Origin of the sequence: Pseudomonas sp. JL3 (assembly GCF_031570575.1) — a bacterium.
GTDB classification, from domain to species: domain Bacteria; phylum Pseudomonadota; class Gammaproteobacteria; order Pseudomonadales; family Pseudomonadaceae; genus Aquipseudomonas; species Aquipseudomonas cucumis.
Genome location: NZ_JAKWJK010000001.1, coordinates 563,722 through 579,591, shown reverse-complemented (window position 1 = coordinate 579,591; position 15,870 = coordinate 563,722). Strand labels below are relative to the sequence as shown.

At 58.8% G+C, this 15,870-nt stretch carries 16 protein-coding genes and 1 pseudogene; 9 read left to right on the top strand and 8 right to left on the bottom strand.

Features of this window, described 5'->3' with window-relative positions; translation table 11 throughout:
• Nucleotides 1-122: 122 nt before the first annotated feature.
• Both MMG91_RS02465 and MMG91_RS02460 read left to right on the top strand, forming a co-directional pair.
• Complete coding sequence (locus MMG91_RS02465) at nt 123-1,451, top strand: potassium transporter TrkG (protein ID WP_310658616.1); 1,329 nt, start codon at nt 123-125, stop codon at nt 1,449-1,451.
• Entirely contained in the window at nt 1,441-2,136 is a 696-nt protein-coding gene (locus MMG91_RS02460) for a TrkA family potassium uptake protein (RefSeq protein WP_310658615.1), read from the top strand. Before MMG91_RS02465 ends, MMG91_RS02460 begins: the two co-directional genes overlap by 11 nt.
• Nucleotides 2,137-2,184: 48 nt before the next feature.
• On the opposite strand, the pseudogene MMG91_RS02455 reads toward MMG91_RS02460, so the two are convergent.
• From MMG91_RS02455 to MMG91_RS02445, 3 genes and pseudogenes are all read right to left on the bottom strand, one after another.
• Nucleotides 2,185-2,319: pseudogene (locus tag MMG91_RS02455) on the bottom strand (twitching motility protein PilT); the annotation flags it as partial.
• 20 nt (nt 2,320-2,339) lie between these two features.
• A complete protein-coding gene (locus tag MMG91_RS02450) occupies nt 2,340-2,819 on the bottom strand; it encodes a VOC family protein (RefSeq protein ID WP_310658614.1) in 480 nt (159 codons plus the stop codon).
• Between the two features lie 109 nt (nt 2,820-2,928).
• Nucleotides 2,929-3,228, bottom strand: a complete 300-nt coding sequence (locus MMG91_RS02445; protein WP_310658613.1) for a hypothetical protein — start codon at nt 3,226-3,228, stop codon at nt 2,929-2,931.
• Between the two features lie 149 nt (nt 3,229-3,377).
• On the opposite strand from MMG91_RS02445, the gene MMG91_RS02440 reads away from it, so the two are divergent.
• Entirely contained in the window at nt 3,378-3,770 is a 393-nt protein-coding gene (locus MMG91_RS02440; protein WP_310658612.1) for a GFA family protein, read from the top strand.
• A gap of 115 nt (nt 3,771-3,885) precedes the next feature.
• Here MMG91_RS02440 and MMG91_RS02435 read toward each other — a convergent pair whose 3' ends face one another.
• The 3 genes from MMG91_RS02435 to MMG91_RS02425 form a co-directional block, all read right to left on the bottom strand.
• The gene (locus MMG91_RS02435) at nt 3,886-4,812 is read right to left on the bottom strand and encodes a sugar ABC transporter substrate-binding protein (protein ID WP_052962983.1); all 927 of its coding nucleotides are present in this window, start codon (nt 4,810-4,812) and stop codon (nt 3,886-3,888) included.
• Between the two features lie 98 nt (nt 4,813-4,910).
• Nucleotides 4,911-5,699 carry a TIM barrel protein gene (locus MMG91_RS02430; protein WP_305449344.1) on the bottom strand — a complete coding sequence of 263 codons (789 nt, stop codon included), beginning with the start codon at nt 5,697-5,699 and terminating at the stop codon, nt 4,911-4,913.
• Nucleotides 5,696-6,718 carry a Gfo/Idh/MocA family oxidoreductase gene (locus tag MMG91_RS02425; RefSeq protein ID WP_305449345.1) on the bottom strand — a complete coding sequence of 341 codons (1,023 nt, stop codon included), beginning with the start codon at nt 6,716-6,718 and terminating at the stop codon, nt 5,696-5,698. The genes MMG91_RS02430 and MMG91_RS02425 overlap by 4 nt, the downstream gene beginning before the upstream one ends.
• Before the next feature lie 200 nt (nt 6,719-6,918).
• Between MMG91_RS02425 and MMG91_RS02420 the strand changes: the two genes are divergently transcribed.
• Nucleotides 6,919-8,940 (top strand): sigma 54-interacting transcriptional regulator, encoded by a 2,022-nt coding sequence (locus MMG91_RS02420; protein WP_310658723.1) that lies wholly within the window; start codon nt 6,919-6,921, stop codon nt 8,938-8,940.
• Nucleotides 8,941-8,956: 16 nt separating this feature from the next.
• Here the strand turns inward: MMG91_RS02420 and MMG91_RS02415 are convergent, their stop codons facing one another.
• Nucleotides 8,957-10,006 (bottom strand): LacI family DNA-binding transcriptional regulator, encoded by a 1,050-nt coding sequence (locus tag MMG91_RS02415; RefSeq protein WP_310658611.1) that lies wholly within the window; start codon nt 10,004-10,006, stop codon nt 8,957-8,959.
• Between the two features lie 182 nt (nt 10,007-10,188).
• Between MMG91_RS02415 and MMG91_RS02410 the strand changes: the two genes are divergently transcribed.
• From MMG91_RS02410 to MMG91_RS02390, 5 genes are all read left to right on the top strand, one after another.
• The gene (locus MMG91_RS02410; RefSeq protein WP_310658610.1) at nt 10,189-11,301 is read left to right on the top strand and encodes a fatty acid desaturase family protein; all 1,113 of its coding nucleotides are present in this window, start codon (nt 10,189-10,191) and stop codon (nt 11,299-11,301) included.
• A gap of 36 nt (nt 11,302-11,337) precedes the next feature.
• Entirely contained in the window at nt 11,338-11,658 is a 321-nt protein-coding gene (locus tag MMG91_RS02405) for a MocE family 2Fe-2S type ferredoxin (RefSeq protein WP_123359818.1), read from the top strand.
• Nucleotides 11,659-11,676: 18 nt separating this feature from the next.
• Complete coding sequence (locus MMG91_RS02400) at nt 11,677-12,918, top strand: FAD-dependent oxidoreductase (RefSeq protein ID WP_310658609.1); 1,242 nt, start codon at nt 11,677-11,679, stop codon at nt 12,916-12,918.
• A 1-nt stretch (nt 12,919) separates the two neighbouring features.
• A complete protein-coding gene (locus tag MMG91_RS02395) occupies nt 12,920-13,768 on the top strand; it encodes a sugar phosphate isomerase/epimerase (RefSeq protein WP_305449349.1) in 849 nt (282 codons plus the stop codon).
• 110 nt (nt 13,769-13,878) lie between these two features.
• Complete coding sequence (locus tag MMG91_RS02390) at nt 13,879-14,700, top strand: AraC family transcriptional regulator (protein WP_310658608.1); 822 nt, start codon at nt 13,879-13,881, stop codon at nt 14,698-14,700.
• Between the two features lie 57 nt (nt 14,701-14,757).
• Here MMG91_RS02390 and MMG91_RS02385 read toward each other — a convergent pair whose 3' ends face one another.
• Nucleotides 14,758-15,267, bottom strand: coding sequence for a DUF417 family protein (locus tag MMG91_RS02385; protein WP_310658607.1), 510 nt, complete (start codon nt 15,265-15,267; stop codon nt 14,758-14,760).
• Nucleotides 15,268-15,870: the final 603 nt, after the last annotated feature.

Here is a 15,870-nt window from a genome sequence, read left to right as displayed (position 1 = left end):
CCCGGCATGCAGGGTTATGTTCTGGAATAGCCTGTGAGCTACCGATGTACCTGTTTTGAGAAGCGGCCCTCGATGCGCGTAAGCACTCGCCCATGCCTCCCGACCTTGCTGGCGACCATTAAATGAAATCATTGCTTCATCCAGCCAGAGCTGTCGCTTTGGTTTTTCTGGCCGCAATACTCGTCGGCAGCGCTCTTTTGATGCTCCCGATATCCCACGCCGAAGGTAATGCTGCGCCTTGGATAACTGCATTCTTTACAGCGGTATCGGCCGTATGCGTTACCGGGCTGGTAGTGGTGGACACCGGTACTTACTGGTCAACCTTTGGTCAGTCGGTGATTCTTCTGCTGTTCCAGCTAGGCGGCTTCGGCATGATGACTGTGGCGACCTTGCTGGGCTTGATGGTCAATAGCTCCTTTCGTTTGCGCACCAAAATGGTCGCCCAGTTCGAGTCACGCTCATTAGGGTTGGGCGACATTGCCAGCGTGGCCAAACTCGTGCTGGTAGTGACGTTTGCTCTGGAGCTCATTATTGCCCTGTCGCTCACCCTCCGATTACACCTGGCCTATGACCTGTCATGGGCTGAAGCAGCGTGGAGCGGTCTGTTTCATGCCGTATCGGCATTCAATAACGCGGGCTTCTCCATCCATCCGGACAGCCTGATGCGCTATGCCACCGATGCATCTATCTTGCTACCGGTCATGACCGCAATTGTTATCGGTGGCATCGGCTTTCCCGTCCTGCATGACTTGCGTAGCAGATTTAACGATCCCCGCCATTGGTCACTGCATACCAAGCTCACTTTGATTGGCACGACAATACTGCTGCTGGGCGGTTTTTTCACTTTGCTGGTGTTTGAGTGGTCCAACTCGGCAACACTCGGCCCGATGCCGTTTGCCGATAAAGTTCTCTCGGCGGCATTTGCTTCTGTTTCTGCACGTACAGCCGGGTTTAACTCGATTGATATTGGCGCGCTGACCCAAGAGAGTTGGGCAATGCACTACTTCCTGATGTTTGTGGGGGGTGGTAGTGCGGGAACCGCTGGTGGTGTCAAAGTCGGTACCGCCGCCATCCTGGCCATACTGATTATTGCTGAAATTCGAGGCCACAGTGACAGTGAGGCATTTGGCCGGAGAGTCAGCGCCTCAGCTCAACGCCAAGCCATCACGGTGCTCATGCTTGGCAGTGCCATGATTGTGTTGGGGACGCTGGTTATCATGCGCGAAACTGATTTCCCCACTGACCAGATCATATTCGAAGTCATCTCTGCGTTCGGCACGGTCGGCCTTTCCACCGGAATCACTGGCAATCTACCTGAATCGAGCCAATTGATGCTGACTCTGCTGATGTATGTCGGGCGGGTCGGCACCATCACGCTTGCGGCGTCACTGGCACTGGGCGAGCACCGCATGCCTTATCGCTATCCAGAGGAGCATCCAATTGTTGGCTAAGTTTCTGTTTACGGAGCAGTTTTCTTTTTCTAAAGGCGATAGCGTTGTGGTGATCGGCCTCGGCCGTTTCGGCAGCTCTGTGGCCCAATCGTTGACGCGGTTGGGCCATGACGTCATGGGCATTGACAGGGATGCTGAACCTGTCCATGACTGGGCTGATCTCTTGACTCACACAGTCCAGGCCGACGCCACCAACCTCATGGTCTTGCGCCAACTGGGCGTTGCCGACTTTGCCCATGCTATCGTGGGGATCGGTACCGACCTGGCGGCCAGCCTGATGACCATCATGGCGTTGACCGAACTGGGCATCCAGGATATCTGGGTCAAAGCACTGAATGCCGAACATGGACATCTTGCTCAACGTATTGGCGCCCATCACGTTGTCTACCCGGAGGCGGATATGGGGGAACGTGTCGCGCACCTCATTACCGGGCGGATGATTGATTTCATCGAGTTTGATGACGGCTTTGCAATCGCCAAAATTCACGCCCCGCTGCCGACTCAAAACAACACACTTGCCGACGCCAATATTCGTGAAAAATATGGCGTAACGGTTGTAGGGCTCAAGCGCGCCAACGAAGACTTCCAGCATGCCACGCCTGGCACCCTGATCTTGCCGGGCGATTTACTCATCGTCTCTGGCTCGACTCATCTGATTCAGAAATTTGCGGGCCGCTCAAAATGATCAGAAGGGCCTCCTGGTTGCAAAGCGCAGCACCTATAGCAGCACCTATAAAGGTTGCGCACGAACCTTTAGCAGCGGGCTGATGCCCAGCGCTTCGAACTTGGGATACACCGCCAGCCGGTTACTGTTTAAGATCATACGTTCGACGCCCACCGACTCGCCGTTGAGCAGCACCAGTTCGAGTACGGACCTCTTCCAACGGGTTAACCCTTTAAAGCCGCTTCGATCGCAGCGATGTCGATCTTGCCCATTTCCATCATGGCGTTGAATGCGCGCTTGGCCGCTGCTCGATCAGGATCGTTTATCGCAGCTGTCAGAACCCGTGGTGTGATCTGCCATGACAGTCCCCACTTGTCCTGGCACCAGCCGCATACATTTTCCTGGCCGCCGTTTCCGACAATCGCATTCCACAAGCGGTCCGTCTCGGCTTGGTCGTCGGTCGCAACCTGGAACGAGAAAGCCTCGTTGTGCTTGATCGCCGAGCCTCCGTTCAGCCCCAGACAAGGGATGCCCATCACCGTGAACTCGACCGTCAAGACATCGCCCTGTTTGCCCGCCGGATAGTCGTCAGGCGCGTGAAGGACGGTTCCCACAGCGCTGTCCGGGAACGTCTTGGCGTAGAACGTCGCTGCTTCCAGCGCGGAGCCGTCGTACCAAAGACAAATCGTGTTTTTGCTGATCATCTCTGGGTTCTCCAAAATGGCGTGTTATTCAGTGCTCTCGGTCATGACCGACTGGCGTTTGTTTAGGCGATTGACCGCGAACAGAATGGACCGCTTCGATGACGCTTTATTAATTTTTGCACTCCGACAACACCACCTGGCAGGTATTGGGCGTACCACCGGATCGGCCGGCATAGCGGATGCAATTATCCATGGATTTTTTGCGAGCCATGCTCAAGGTATCGCCCCACGCCAGGCCGCCTTCGCCGGCAGTGGGTATCGCTTTTGCGTAGCAGCTTGAGCCAATGTTTGAGGCCGAATAGCGAGCCGTGGAAGCTTTGCCTGCACATCCCGCCATCAGCGCCAGGTTGATGGCGAGCAGGGAGGGCAGGACCCATGACGAGCATTGGTGCGCTGTTTTTCTGGTCATCCCGTTTCCCCTGAGGCTAGAGGCGTGTTTGTGCTTGTGCTCTACTTAGATTAGTCGACCCATGGCGGTGGCTTCGCTACTATTTTCGCAACCACTCGATAATTGGCGTTGCAAGGTCACAACCATCGCTTGATGAGAGGAGACGCAGCATGGACCGATTCACCGGCGGTTGCCTGTGCGGCAACGTCCGAATCGAGGCGTCGGGCCTCCCATACCGGGTCGGTCTTTGTCACTGTCTCGATTGCCGCAAACATCATGGGGCGCTGTTTCACGCCTCCGCGATATTCCCTCAGGACGCGGTAATGATCGAGGGCGAAACACGCGACTATGCCGGGCGGTTTTTCTGTCCCCGCTGCGGCTCCTCCGTTTTCGCCCGCACCGGTGACGAAATCGAAGTGAACCTGGGATCCCTGGATTCCCCTGACCAACTGACGCCAACCTACGAAAGCTGGATTATCCGTCGAGAATCCTGGTTGCCGCCGTTCCCGCTCACGCGACGATACGAGCGTGATCGTGAGGGCACGGGGCGTTTTGAGGAGTAGGTCGCGGCGCACGGTGCGAGGGCGCCCGGCCACGACCGCGATGTCGGGTAATGGTCGATTGCTGCCCGTCAACATGGTCAGCAATCAACTCGATTAACCACGCAACCGTTTGACCCTATTTATAATGCTGCTCAAACACTGCTACCTGCTCCGGCGTGATCAGTTGAAAGGGCACCCAGACATCCGTTTCGACCGGTTCCCCTTTGATCATTTTGATGGCCGCTTGCAGCGCGCTGGTCGCTTGCGCTTTGGGGTCTTGAAAGACGGAGGCTACGAGCATTCCGCGCTTGATGGCCGCGAGGCCGTCAGGCAGGCCGTCGATGCCGACAATTGCAATTTCGCCCTTGGCTTTGCCGGCTTGCTGCAGTGCCATGGCGGCGCCGATGGCCATCTCGTCGTTGTTGGCAACGATGGCATCGAAGCCGGTGCCGGCCAGCAGCCAGTTGCTGGTCAGGTCCATCCCTTTGTTGCGCTGCCACTCGGCACTTTGTTGTTCGACGATCTTGATCCCGGGATAATCCTTGAGCACCTGTTTGACGCCTTCGGTGCGGTCATGCGTGGAGTTTTGCGCCAGGTCGCCCATGATGATCGCGATGTTGCCTTTGCCCGCCATCTTGTCGGCCAGGTAGCGCATTTGCAGTTGCCCGGCCTCAACGTCGTTGGACGCCACCGTGACCACGCCTTTGGGCAGGACGCGTTCGTCCGGATGGCGGTTGACGTAGACCAGCGGGATTTTCGCTTCGACGGCGGCGCGAGTCATGTTGGCGGTGGCGGCGGTGTCCACGGGCAGGACGATGACGGCATCCACTTTCTGGCCGAGAAAGCCCTGAATCTGATTGAGCTGGCGAACCACATCGCCCTGGGCATCCTCGAACTGGATCTGGACGTTTTCCTTCCTGGCGGCATCTTCCAGGCCGCTGCGCACATAGGTCATGAAGTTGTCGTCAACCCTGGCAATGCTGACGCCAATGCGATAGCTGGCAGCGGCCCATTGGCTGAAGAGGAATAACAGCGTGGCAAAAAGAAGTGTGCAGCGACGCATGATGGTTTTTCCTTTTTGTTATGAGTTGAAATTCATCAAGATCAAACGTGGTGTTTCTGGCGCTCTCTGAATCAAACCCGTCGAGAGCGCCAGGGTCCTCAATCCAGCGTGAAGGCTTGTCGAAAGCGTTCAAGTGCCGCTTCGCTGTCGCCGCTGGCCCAGCCCTCGAGCCCGACGACACCGGTGTATCCCATGCGGAACAAGGCTTTGGCAATGGCCGGATAATGGATTTCGCCGGTGCCGGGTTCCATGCGGCCGGGGACATCGGCAACCTGGATTTCCCCGATGGCGCTGCCTGCGCGCTGGATCAGTTCGATCAGGTTTCCTTCGCCGATCTGGGCATGGTAAAGGTCCAGGTTCATCTTCAAATGAGGGCTGCCCACGGCCTCGATCAGCGCCAGGGTATCGTCGGCGCGAGCGAAGGGAGTGCCGGGGTGGTCCACCTCGGTATTGAGGTTTTCCAGCAAGAATACCCGGCCTGCGTCTTCGCCCAGGCGAGCGATTTTTTCCAGGGTCTTGCAGGCGCTCAGCCACATGCGTCCGGTGGTGTGGGCCACGGGTTTGACCGGCAAACCTTGGTCGCCCAGGCCAGTGCCATGCAGGTTGAGACTCGGGCAATTCAGTTGTGCGGCGACGGCCAGCGATTCTCGTGCGCTGTCGAGCAGGTGCTGGATGTCTTCGGGGGCGGTCAGGTTGCCCGAGATGTAGCCGGTCATGGAGGTGAAGTCAGCGCCCGTGGCGACAAGGGCCGGAATGTCTTTCTTCGTCCAGTCCCAGAGTTCAGCGCTGAAACCCAGCGCGTGAATGCGTTTGACGCGCTCTGTGAACGGCAAGTCGAGGAAGACCATTTCGGCACTGATCGCCAGTTTGAACGGTGTGAAACTCATGAATGGGCTCCTTGCACGCGCACAGGTTTGCCCTGCTGGAACGACTCGATACATGCGCGGGCAATGGCCAGTGCTGCCCGGGCATCTTCGCCGCTGGCGAGCGGTTTCTCACCGGTACGCAGACAGTCGACAAAGTGATTGAGTTCGGCCACATAGGCATCACGCAGCAGGTCGGTGTCCAGGCGCTGGGTGTCGGCCTGGATGCCATTGGCCAGATAGCGCACCAGGTCAGAGTCATTGAGGCTGCCCATGGTCAGCATGCCAGCGCTGCCGAAGACTTCCCCTCGAACATCGTAGCCATACACGGCCTGGAAGTTGGCCTCGGCCGTCGCGATGGCGCCGTTGTCGAAACGGATCGTGACCACGGCGGTGTCGAGGAAGCCCTTGTCCTTGAAGTCCGGTGCAATCAGGGCATCGGCCATGACAAAAACTTCGACCGCTTCGGCACCGGGATTGAGGTAGCGCAGGGTATCGAAGTCATGGATCAGGGTTTCGAGGAAAATCACCCACTGCGGCGAGGCGGCTGGATTGTTCAGCGCCGGGTCGCGGGTGAGCGAGCGCAGCAGTTGCGGCGTACCGATACGGCCTGCGACCACGTCCAGGTGGGCGGCCCGGAAGCTTTTGGCGAAGCGGCGGTTGAAGCCGACCTGCAGCGGCACGCGCGCATCGGCGGCTGCGGCGATGGCACGGTCGGCCTCATCGAGGGTGATGGCCATGGGTTTTTCACAAAACACGCCTTTGCCGGCCCGGGCCGCACTGATCACCAGTTCGGCATGGCTGCGGGCGGGGGCGGCAATCAAGACAGCGTCTATTTCCGGGTCATCGAGCAGTTGCTGTGGATCGGTATAGACCCGTTGCACACCCAACTCTGCGGCCAGGCGCGCGGCTTGACCGGGTGTAGGGTCGGCGATGGCGGCCAGGCAGGCGCCGGGAATGTGTCTGGCGGCAGTCAGGCCGTGAAAGCTGCCCATGCGGCCAGCACCGATGAGACCCAGGCGGATGATCTTGGACGTACTCATGAAATGACTCCCTTTTATTGTTGTTCAATGACTCGCAGCAGGAATGTTCTCGCTGGCGTAAATCAAGAGAGCAAGGGCTGTGCCAATGTATAAACGACTGATATTTAAGGAGTTAATTAATACTGATTGAAAGATGTGTTCATTCACATGACATGTCTACACTGACATGTCTAAAACGTGAACATAGAAGCGGATCGATGATGGTGAACCCACAGCTAACAGCCTTCAGCCCGCAAGACCTCGATTACATCACCGCGCTCGGGCCTGCATCGTTGAACGAAGGACCGATCGCCGAGCTGGACCAGGCTTGGCTGGCTTGCCTCAAAGGGCGCATCGATCGACCTGCGGGGGTCAGGCAGGTTATCTGGGACTCTTGGCTGCGCAGCGTTAGTGCCGGCCTCGATCCTGATGATGGTGAATACCGGTTTGTCGCCCCGGCTGTTCTGGCCGCAACGCTTGCGGCCAATCGCGCCTTGATTGCCGCGGCGGCGGAGGTCATGAAGGGATTGCTGGCTTACAACCCCAGGGGCCATATCAATCTGACCGATGCAGTAGGCACGACCCTGTATTTCTGCGGCCTGGACCTCACGCCTGTGGGCAGTCGACTGCTGGAGTCGGTGCAGGGCACCAACTGCACCGGGCTGGCGATTGCCGAAGATCGCCTGGTGTATGTGCTGGCCGAGGAAAACTTCGGGATCGGCCTGCGTCGGCGACGCATGCATTGTGCTGCCGCGCCGATCAGGGATGCGCAGGGCAGGACGCTGGCCATGCTGACCTTGACCGCCGAGCCGGGCTGGTTTCATTTCCATACCCTGGGCACCGTCCAGGCGGCGGCCGAAGCGGTCTCGCGGCAGATGGCACTTCAAGCTCTGCTGGAAGAACAGCACACCGTTCTCGAAGTGCTCAACGAGGGCCTTGTGGTGCTGGATGAGCGGGGCTGCATCAAGGCGCTCAACCGCTATGCTCGGCAATTGTTCCGCGTCGGCCGGGACCTGTTGGGCAGCCCCTTCCAGCGTCTGGGCCAGAGCGAACTGACCGATGAGATTCTGCTGCGCGGCGGGGAAGGGCAGCAGTATGAAGGGATAAGAGATCTGGATTGCACGTTTGAGTTGCATGATCGCAGCCTCTTGGCGTGTCTGGTGTCGGTGTGCCCACTGGAGCAGGGTGGGCGCATTGTTTCGTTGCGCGAGAACAGGCGCATCCGGGAAATTACCCGGCGGATTATCGGCACTCAAGCCAGCTACACCTTCGAGACCATTCAAGGCAATTCGCGAGCCATACAAGACGTGTTGCACCTGGGACGGATTGCCAGTCGCAGTGACTCGACCACGCTGATCCTCGGTGAGAGCGGTACCGGCAAGGAGCTGTTTGCCCAGGCAATCCATAATGCCAGCGAGCGTTGCAGCGGTCCTTTTGTGGCGGTCAATTGCGGGGCCATTCCGCGAGATCTGGTGCAGAGCGAACTGTTCGGTCATGTCGAGGGCGCCTTCACCGGATCGGCCCGTGGAGGCTCTGCCGGGAAGTTCGAACTGGCCGATGGCGGAACGATCTTCCTCGACGAAATCGGTGACATGTCTTTCGATGCCCAAGTCAGCCTGCTGCGCGTTTTGCAGGAAGGTGAGGTGACTCGTGTGGGCGCAAAAAAATCCCAGCAAGTGGATGTACGCATCATCGCCGCCACCCACCGCAACCTGAGCCAGGCGGTTGCCGATGGCGCCTTCCGTGAGGATCTTTACTACCGGCTCAATGTGTTGAACCTGACGGTTCCGCCGCTGCGGATGCGTCGGGAAGATGTTCCATTGCTGGCGCGACACTTTCTTAATCGTTGCACCCGATCGTTGCGTAAATCGGTGCAGGGCATCTCGCCAGAGGCATTGGATATTCTTTCGGCCTATAGCTGGCCGGGTAATGTTCGCGAGTTGGAAAATACCATTGAGCGCGCGACCAATCTGGCGGTAACCGAACTGATCCAGCCGGGTGATCTACCGCTTGAGATCAAGCAAAGGCTACGTCAGCCGGCGCCGGGAAGTGTGCCCGAACCCCGGGCTGCCCTGGACCTCGGCACCCATGAAATGAATGCGATCATCGCGGCCCTCAGGGATACCCGCGGCAACATTCGCCTGGCCGCGAGGCAACTGAATGTTTCTCGTGGCGGGTTGTACAACAAGATGAATCGATTCGGGCTGAGTGCCGATGCTTTTCGTTCGGAACCCAACCTCTGATGGGGGGCTCACACCGTCAGTGTCGGGCGTTCTCTGAGGTGATGATCTGCAATGGAACATGGATTCGATGCCGTATCGGATCGAAGTCCGGCGTGGTCTGCAGCTCGACCAGCAAATCGACCAGCGAGGTTGCCAGTAATCGCGGCTGGGAGTCGATCAGCAGGCTGATCAATCCCTGATCCAGGGCTTGTCGCGACAGCTCGGTCGACTCCTGCAGAATGCAGCACAGTGACGGCTGCTTCGGCAACTGCGACAGGGCATTGATGACCCCGTCGCCGCCACCGCCGACCACGCACAAACCGCGCAAGTCGTCATGCCGTGCCAGCAGGTCCAGCGTCGCCTCTTCGGTGATGTCGCAATTGTCCAGATTGATCACCGCTTCCAGCAGCCGCAACCCTGGGGCGCGCTCCGCCAGGTAGCTGCGCAACCCCTCGACCCGCGCCTGATGGCCAAGAAAACGGTGGCCGCCGAGCAACACCCCGACGCTGCCTTTGCGGGCGCCACACGTGTGAGCCATCAGCCAACCCATGGTTCGCCCAACCTCGTGATTATCCTGGCCGACGTAAGGCTCATCCGCCGTCTCATGAATGTCGGACAGCAGCGCGATCACCGGCACGCCGGCCTCTCTGATCTGCGCGATGGCGGCATTGATCTGCGGATGCGCGAAGCTGACCACCGCCAGACCATCGCACTGCACCGCCAGTTGTTCGATCTGGGCAATGATCGCCCTGGGCGTGCGATCGAAGACGTACTCGAATTGAATGCTCAGGTTGGCACCAGCCTGACGCTGCGCCGCTTCGGTGATGGCGGTGGCCACGTTGCCATAAAACGCCTGGGCGGTGCCGAGCAAGAGGATGCCGAAACGATAGGTGGGACGACGTTCGCGGATCCGCTGACCGATCAGCCTGGCAGCGAAATAACCGACCGCTTCGGCGGCCTGGAATACCTGCTCGGCGGTGTCCGGGTTGACCGGAGCCCTGGCGTTGAGCACCCGGTCCACGGTGGCGACGCTCAAGCCAGCGTGCTCGGCAACGGTGGCGATGGTTGGGCGTTTGTTGTTGTTCATGGCGGCCCCCGCAAACGCTTTGATAGAAAACTATCAAGCTTCAATGGGCCTGGATGATAGCTTGATAGGGAATGTATTCAAGGGCTTGAGGGTGATTTCTGCGCTCTCTATATTTTCTCCAGCGATGTAATCCCGCATCGAAGCAAGTGCCTAAAACAATCAAGCTTGCGGAGAACAATAAGATGCCTGAACAAAACGCAGCCTTTGAAAACCCCGGTAAACCCATGCCTCGGGATTATCGATTGACCGGCCCCGAAGCCGCCCGAGCGGCGCAAAAAGGCCTGGTATCGGCAAGCTGGTACCAATCCCCCATTTCTCGTAAACGCATGAAGGAATTGATGCAGCGCCGCGATGGCCCGGCCTTGCTTGATACCGCGATCTGGCTGTCGGCGATGGTCGTGACCGGGTTCGGCGGTTACTGGTTCTGGGGCTCCTGGGCCTGCGTTCCGTTCTTCTTCGTCTACGGGCTGCTCTACGGCACGGCGTCCAATGCCCGGTGGCACGAAGCGGGTCACGGTACAGCGTTCAAAACCCGCTGGATGAATGATGGGGTCTACCAGCTGTCGAGCTTCATGTTCATGTTCGAACCCCAAGTCTGGCGCTGGAGCCACGCACGGCACCACACCGACACCATTATCGTCGGCCGCGATCCGGAGATCGTCGAACCACGTCCGCCAAGCCTGATCAATATGGTGCTGAGCCTGTTCAGAATGCCTTACGCGTTGAACACGATGTGGTCAGTCTGCAAGCATGCGGTAGGGCGGATGGGTGAAGAAGAACAGACGTTCATCCCCGAATCCGAATGGCCCAAGGTGGTGAGGGATGCACGCGTCTGGCTAGTGATTTATGGGCTTACCGTGGGCGCTGCGCTGTACATGCAGAGCTGGTTGCCGCTGATGTTTATTGGTCTGCCGACCCTCTATGGCGGTTGGCTATCTTACCTGTTCGGGCTGTCGCAGCATGTCGGCCTGGCTGAGGACGTACTCGATCACCGCAGCAACTGCCGCACGATTTACATGAACCCGGTGCTGCGCTTCATGTACCTCAACATGAACTATCACCTTGAGCACCACATGTATCCAATGGTGCCGTTTCATGCGCTGGCGCAGCTTCACGAAGAGATTCGCCACGACTGCCCGCCGCCTTACACCAGCCTGTTCGAGGCCTTCAAGGAAATCATCCCGACCATCTGGAAGCAGCGCAAAGACCCGACCTATTTCGTCAGTCGCCCTTTGCCACAACGCGCAGCGCCGGCCGCCAACGTCCAGGCAGAGCCTGAAGTAACGCCGGCCTGACACCTTCCTGTCTGTACCACTACAAGAGAAAACGCCATGACCGATCAATGGATCGATGTATGTGCCGTGGGCGATATCGACGAAGAAGATGTCATTCGCTTCGACCATGGCCAGCACACCTATGCCGTCTACCGCTCCGCCGACAGCGAGTTTTTCGCCACCGCGGGCCTGTGTACCCATGAGTCCATCCACTTGGCCGATGGCCTGGTGATGGAGCATGTCGTTGAGTGCCCCAAGCACAACGGACGTTTCGACTACCGCTCCGGCAAGGCCCTTGGCGCACCGGTGTGCGTCAACCTCAAGACCTATGAAGTCCGGGTCGAGGCGGGGCGTGTGCTGCTCGCCATCACGGTTTAACTGCACGGAGTCTGTGCCATGAATCCTGCCAATGCTCCATTGATCATCGTCGGCGCCGGGCATGCGGGTGGCCGCGCGGCCCTGACCTTGCGCAGCGAAGGTTATAGCGGTCGCCTGATTCTGATAGGCGACGAGTCCCACCCGCCCTATGAACGTCCGCCGCTGTCCAAGGGGCTGTTGCAAGGCACGGTCGATCTGGCGGGTTACAGCCTGTGCGACACCGCCCAGCTCGCCGATCTGGACATCGAACACGTGGCCGGCAACCCGGTGAAACGCCTGGATCCGCCGCAGCATCGTCTGCAGCTGGCCGACGGCAGTTGGCTGCATTACACCCGTCTGTTATTAGCGACGGGAGGGCGGTCGCGCAGACTCGCCTCGGTGCCCGAGGATCTACTCAACGTGCTTTATCTGCGCACCCATGACGAGGCCCTGGCACTGCGCGCTTCGTTGCAGCCTGACACCCGGGTGGTAATCATCGGCGGCGGCTTCATCGGACTCGAAGTCGCCGCCACCGCCCGCGCTTTGGGTTGTACGGTGACCTTGCTCGAGGCCGGTCCGCGTTTGGCGGGGCGGGTGTTGCCGGAGCAACTGTCCAGTGTCCTACAGGAACTGCATCGCAGTCAGGGCGTGGATGTCCGGCTGAATGTGGCCATTGAGGCAGTGCAGGGCGTTACTCACGTTGAGTCCGTGCAACTGGTCGACGGCCAGTGGCTGCCCTGCGACCTGGTGGTGGTAGGCATCGGCATGCAACCCAATTCTGAACTGGCCGCGGCTGCAGGACTTGAGGTCGGCCAGGGCATCCGCGTCGATGCCCAACTGCGCACCAGTGCGCCGGACATCTTTGCGGCGGGCGATGTCTGTGAGTTTCGGCTGCACCCACAAGGCGTTTTCCAACGTCAGGAAACCTGGCGCAACGCCGAGACCCAAGGTCGTCACGCCGCCCTCAATCTGTTGGGCGGCGAGTTGCCCTTCGACGTCATTCCCGGTTTTTGGTCCGATCAATACGACTGGGGATTGCAGATCGTGGGCGTGATCGCAAACACACAACCCACCGCGAGCCGGACAACTCCCGGTGGCGGTTTCCTGTTGTTTTACCTCGATGCCGAACAACGTTTGCAAGGCGCTTGCGGCTGGGGCGAGGGGAATAGCATCGCCAAGGACATCAAACTGTGCGAACGACTGATTGCCCAACATAACCCCCTTTCGGTGAACGCTCTGGCCGACGCCGATGTACCGCTCAAACAACTGTTGAGGAACTGATATGCGTGAATTCCTGGTCTTTCAGTCCTTGTGGGCCATGCAAGATCACCGCGGCCAATGCGACCTTCCCCTGGAAGCGCAACTGGAGAAAATCGCTGCCGCCGGCTTCGACGGCATCACCGACCACTTCTGGGTGGCGCAACATGCCGAGCGCCTGCATGCCGCCGCCAAGGCGCAGGGCCTGCAAATCGAAGGTCAGGTGTTCCCCCGCACCGTGGATGATCTGGCGGCAGCGATCGATGTCGCGTCCCGCTACGGCTGCCACCACCTCACGCTGCAAGCAGACGTGAGGCCGCGCACGCTTAAGCAAGCTATCGAGCTGATCGAAGGCTGGCAGCATCTGGCCGAGCAGGTGGACTTTCCTGTCCTTCTGGAAACCCACCGTTATCGCCTCACCAGCGACCTGTTGTTCACCCTCGACATTCTCGCTGAAATGCCCGATCTCAAACTGTTGGCCGACTTGTCCCACTATGTCGTGGGCCGCGAACTGCCAGACCCGGCCACCGCCGAGGACGACGAACAGATCCAGACCATCCTGCGCCACAGTTGGGGTTTTCATGGGCGTGTCGCCAACGGCGAACAGGTCCAGGTGCCCCTGAGCTTCGCCCAGCATCGACCCTGGCTGGAGCGTTTCCTGGGCTGGTGGCGTTATGGGATCGAGGATTGGCTGGCCCGACCGAACACGCCCGACAGCTTGTCCTTCACCTGTGAACTCGGCCCACCGCCTTATGCCATTACGGGTGCCGATGGACGCGACATCACTGATCGCTGGGCGGAGGCGCTGATGCTCAAGCAATTGATGCGCGAGGTCTGGAGCGACTGCCAAAGGCGACCTCGCGATGGCCACTGATTGACACAGCGGCATATCGCTCCCCGGTAGTCACCTACAGGCCTGAACGGTCTGCGTGGAACAGTCGGTGCTACGATACTGATCGTCTATATCTTGCGATGAGATTCCGTATGGACCGCTTGTCTACTTTGTTGTCACAGTTCGGCGTGCGCGCAAACCTGTTTCACAGTGGCAAGCTTTGCGGTGTGGCGTCATACGATGGCGCTGACCAGCGCGGCCATATCCACCTGCTGCAGGCCGGTAGCGTCACTTTGCGGGGCCCTGATGGCCACGACCTGCTGCTTACCCGGCCCAGTCTGATTTTTCTGCCACGCCCAAGCCGGCATCAACTGATCCCGGATGAGCCCGAAGGGGCTCGACTCTTGTGTGCGTCAATGGAGTTTGATGGTGGTGTCGATAACCCATTGTCTGCTTCGTTACCCGATCTTCTGGTGTTGTCCCTGGATGAGCTGCCGCTGCTGGCCGATACACTGAGATGGCTGTTCGGTGAGGCGGCAGCCGGACATTGTGGCAGGGAAGCAATGCTTGATCGCCTATTCGAGCTACTGATCATCTTGCTGCTCCGACATCTGCTCGACCAACAGGCATTAAGTACCGGAATGATGGCCGGACTGGCCGATTCGCGGCTGGTGCGCTCTCTGGTGCAGATGCACAACGCACCTCATCGTGCCTGGTCAGTCGCAGAGCTGGCGAGCGAGTCGAACATGTCGCGCGCCGCCTATGCCGCGCATTTCCGATCCGTTATCGGGCAGACACCTGCAGATTATCTTCTGAGTTGGCGGATCAGCCTGGCGCAGAAACGTCTGCGTGAAGGCCGGCCGATTGCGCTGATCGCCGACGAAGTCGGTTATGAAAGTCCCTCGGCGCTTGCTCGTGCGTTTCGCCGCAAGACGGGCAGCAGCCCCCGGGACTGGATGAAATCGCTGACATAGGGAAATGGCCTGAAAGCATCGGACTGCTCAGGCCATCCATGGAGGGAAATGATCAGTTCAACGGGTTTCCAGCCTGGTTAGAGAATGACCCGCTACGAATACAGACGCGGCGAGCAACCCTATGTCTTTCAGGAGAAATTGGCCCGGTGCAACCGTAATGGCTGGGAAGCCGAGACCGGGTTCAACCACGCCAGGTGTCGAGAACATAAAGGTCAACGTGGTGAAAAACAGTCCGGCAGACAACGCTCCTCCAATTAAAGAAAGCTTGGGTGATAGCAGGCGACCTGCAATAAGAGCACCGATCGATATCTCCAGGACTCCGAGTAAGCGAGAAAAGACATCTACACTGAAAATGTCATAAACCCATCCCAATAGAGGGCTGTTGCTCACAAGCGGAACCAATCCCTGTGCCTCGTAATGCGTGAATTTCATGCCGTCGAACCAGAAGTAGATGATGGCGAGAGCAAAGTAAGCGCCGTAGGTTCCAATCGCCATGGTTTTAACCCCGAGCGATAGTCTGTTGGAAAAGCTGTTGTTGCCATGGCTGGTAATGTTCAAGACGTTCATTGGTGTGGGCTTCCAGAGGGTTGACTAAAGGGTTTGAAAACCCACGCGATAGACGTTGGGTGTGGGGATATTCTCGCCTCAGGCTTCACTCGCTTGGGTTCCGAACGTACAGCGTTCAGTGCAGATCGTCTAAACCCGCGGGTGGGCCGGCTCAGCAATGAAGAGGGTTATCGCCATGAACGAACAGCACTGCGATCTGCTGGAACGGGTACTGACAGCCCACGGCGGACAAGAACGCTGGAACAGCTTTGACACGGTGAGCGCCAGCATTGTGACCGGCGGTTCGCTGTGGGGCATGAAGGGGCTGACCCAGGATAGCGACTCGCGTCAGATGACGGTCTGGCTGCATGAGCAGAGAGCGTCGGTGATGCCTTTCGGCGCCCCGAACCAGCGTACGGCGTACACGCCCGATCGAATCGCCATTGAAACCACGGATGGCCAAGTGGTGGCGGAGCGCTCGGATCCGAGGGCGTCTTTCCATGACCACGCAGAAACGACACCTTGGGACCCGCTGCACCGGGCGTACTTCAACGGTTACGCGTTGTGGTCATACATGACGATGCCATTTCTGTTCATCTTGCCGGGTGTCAGGGTTGAAGAGGT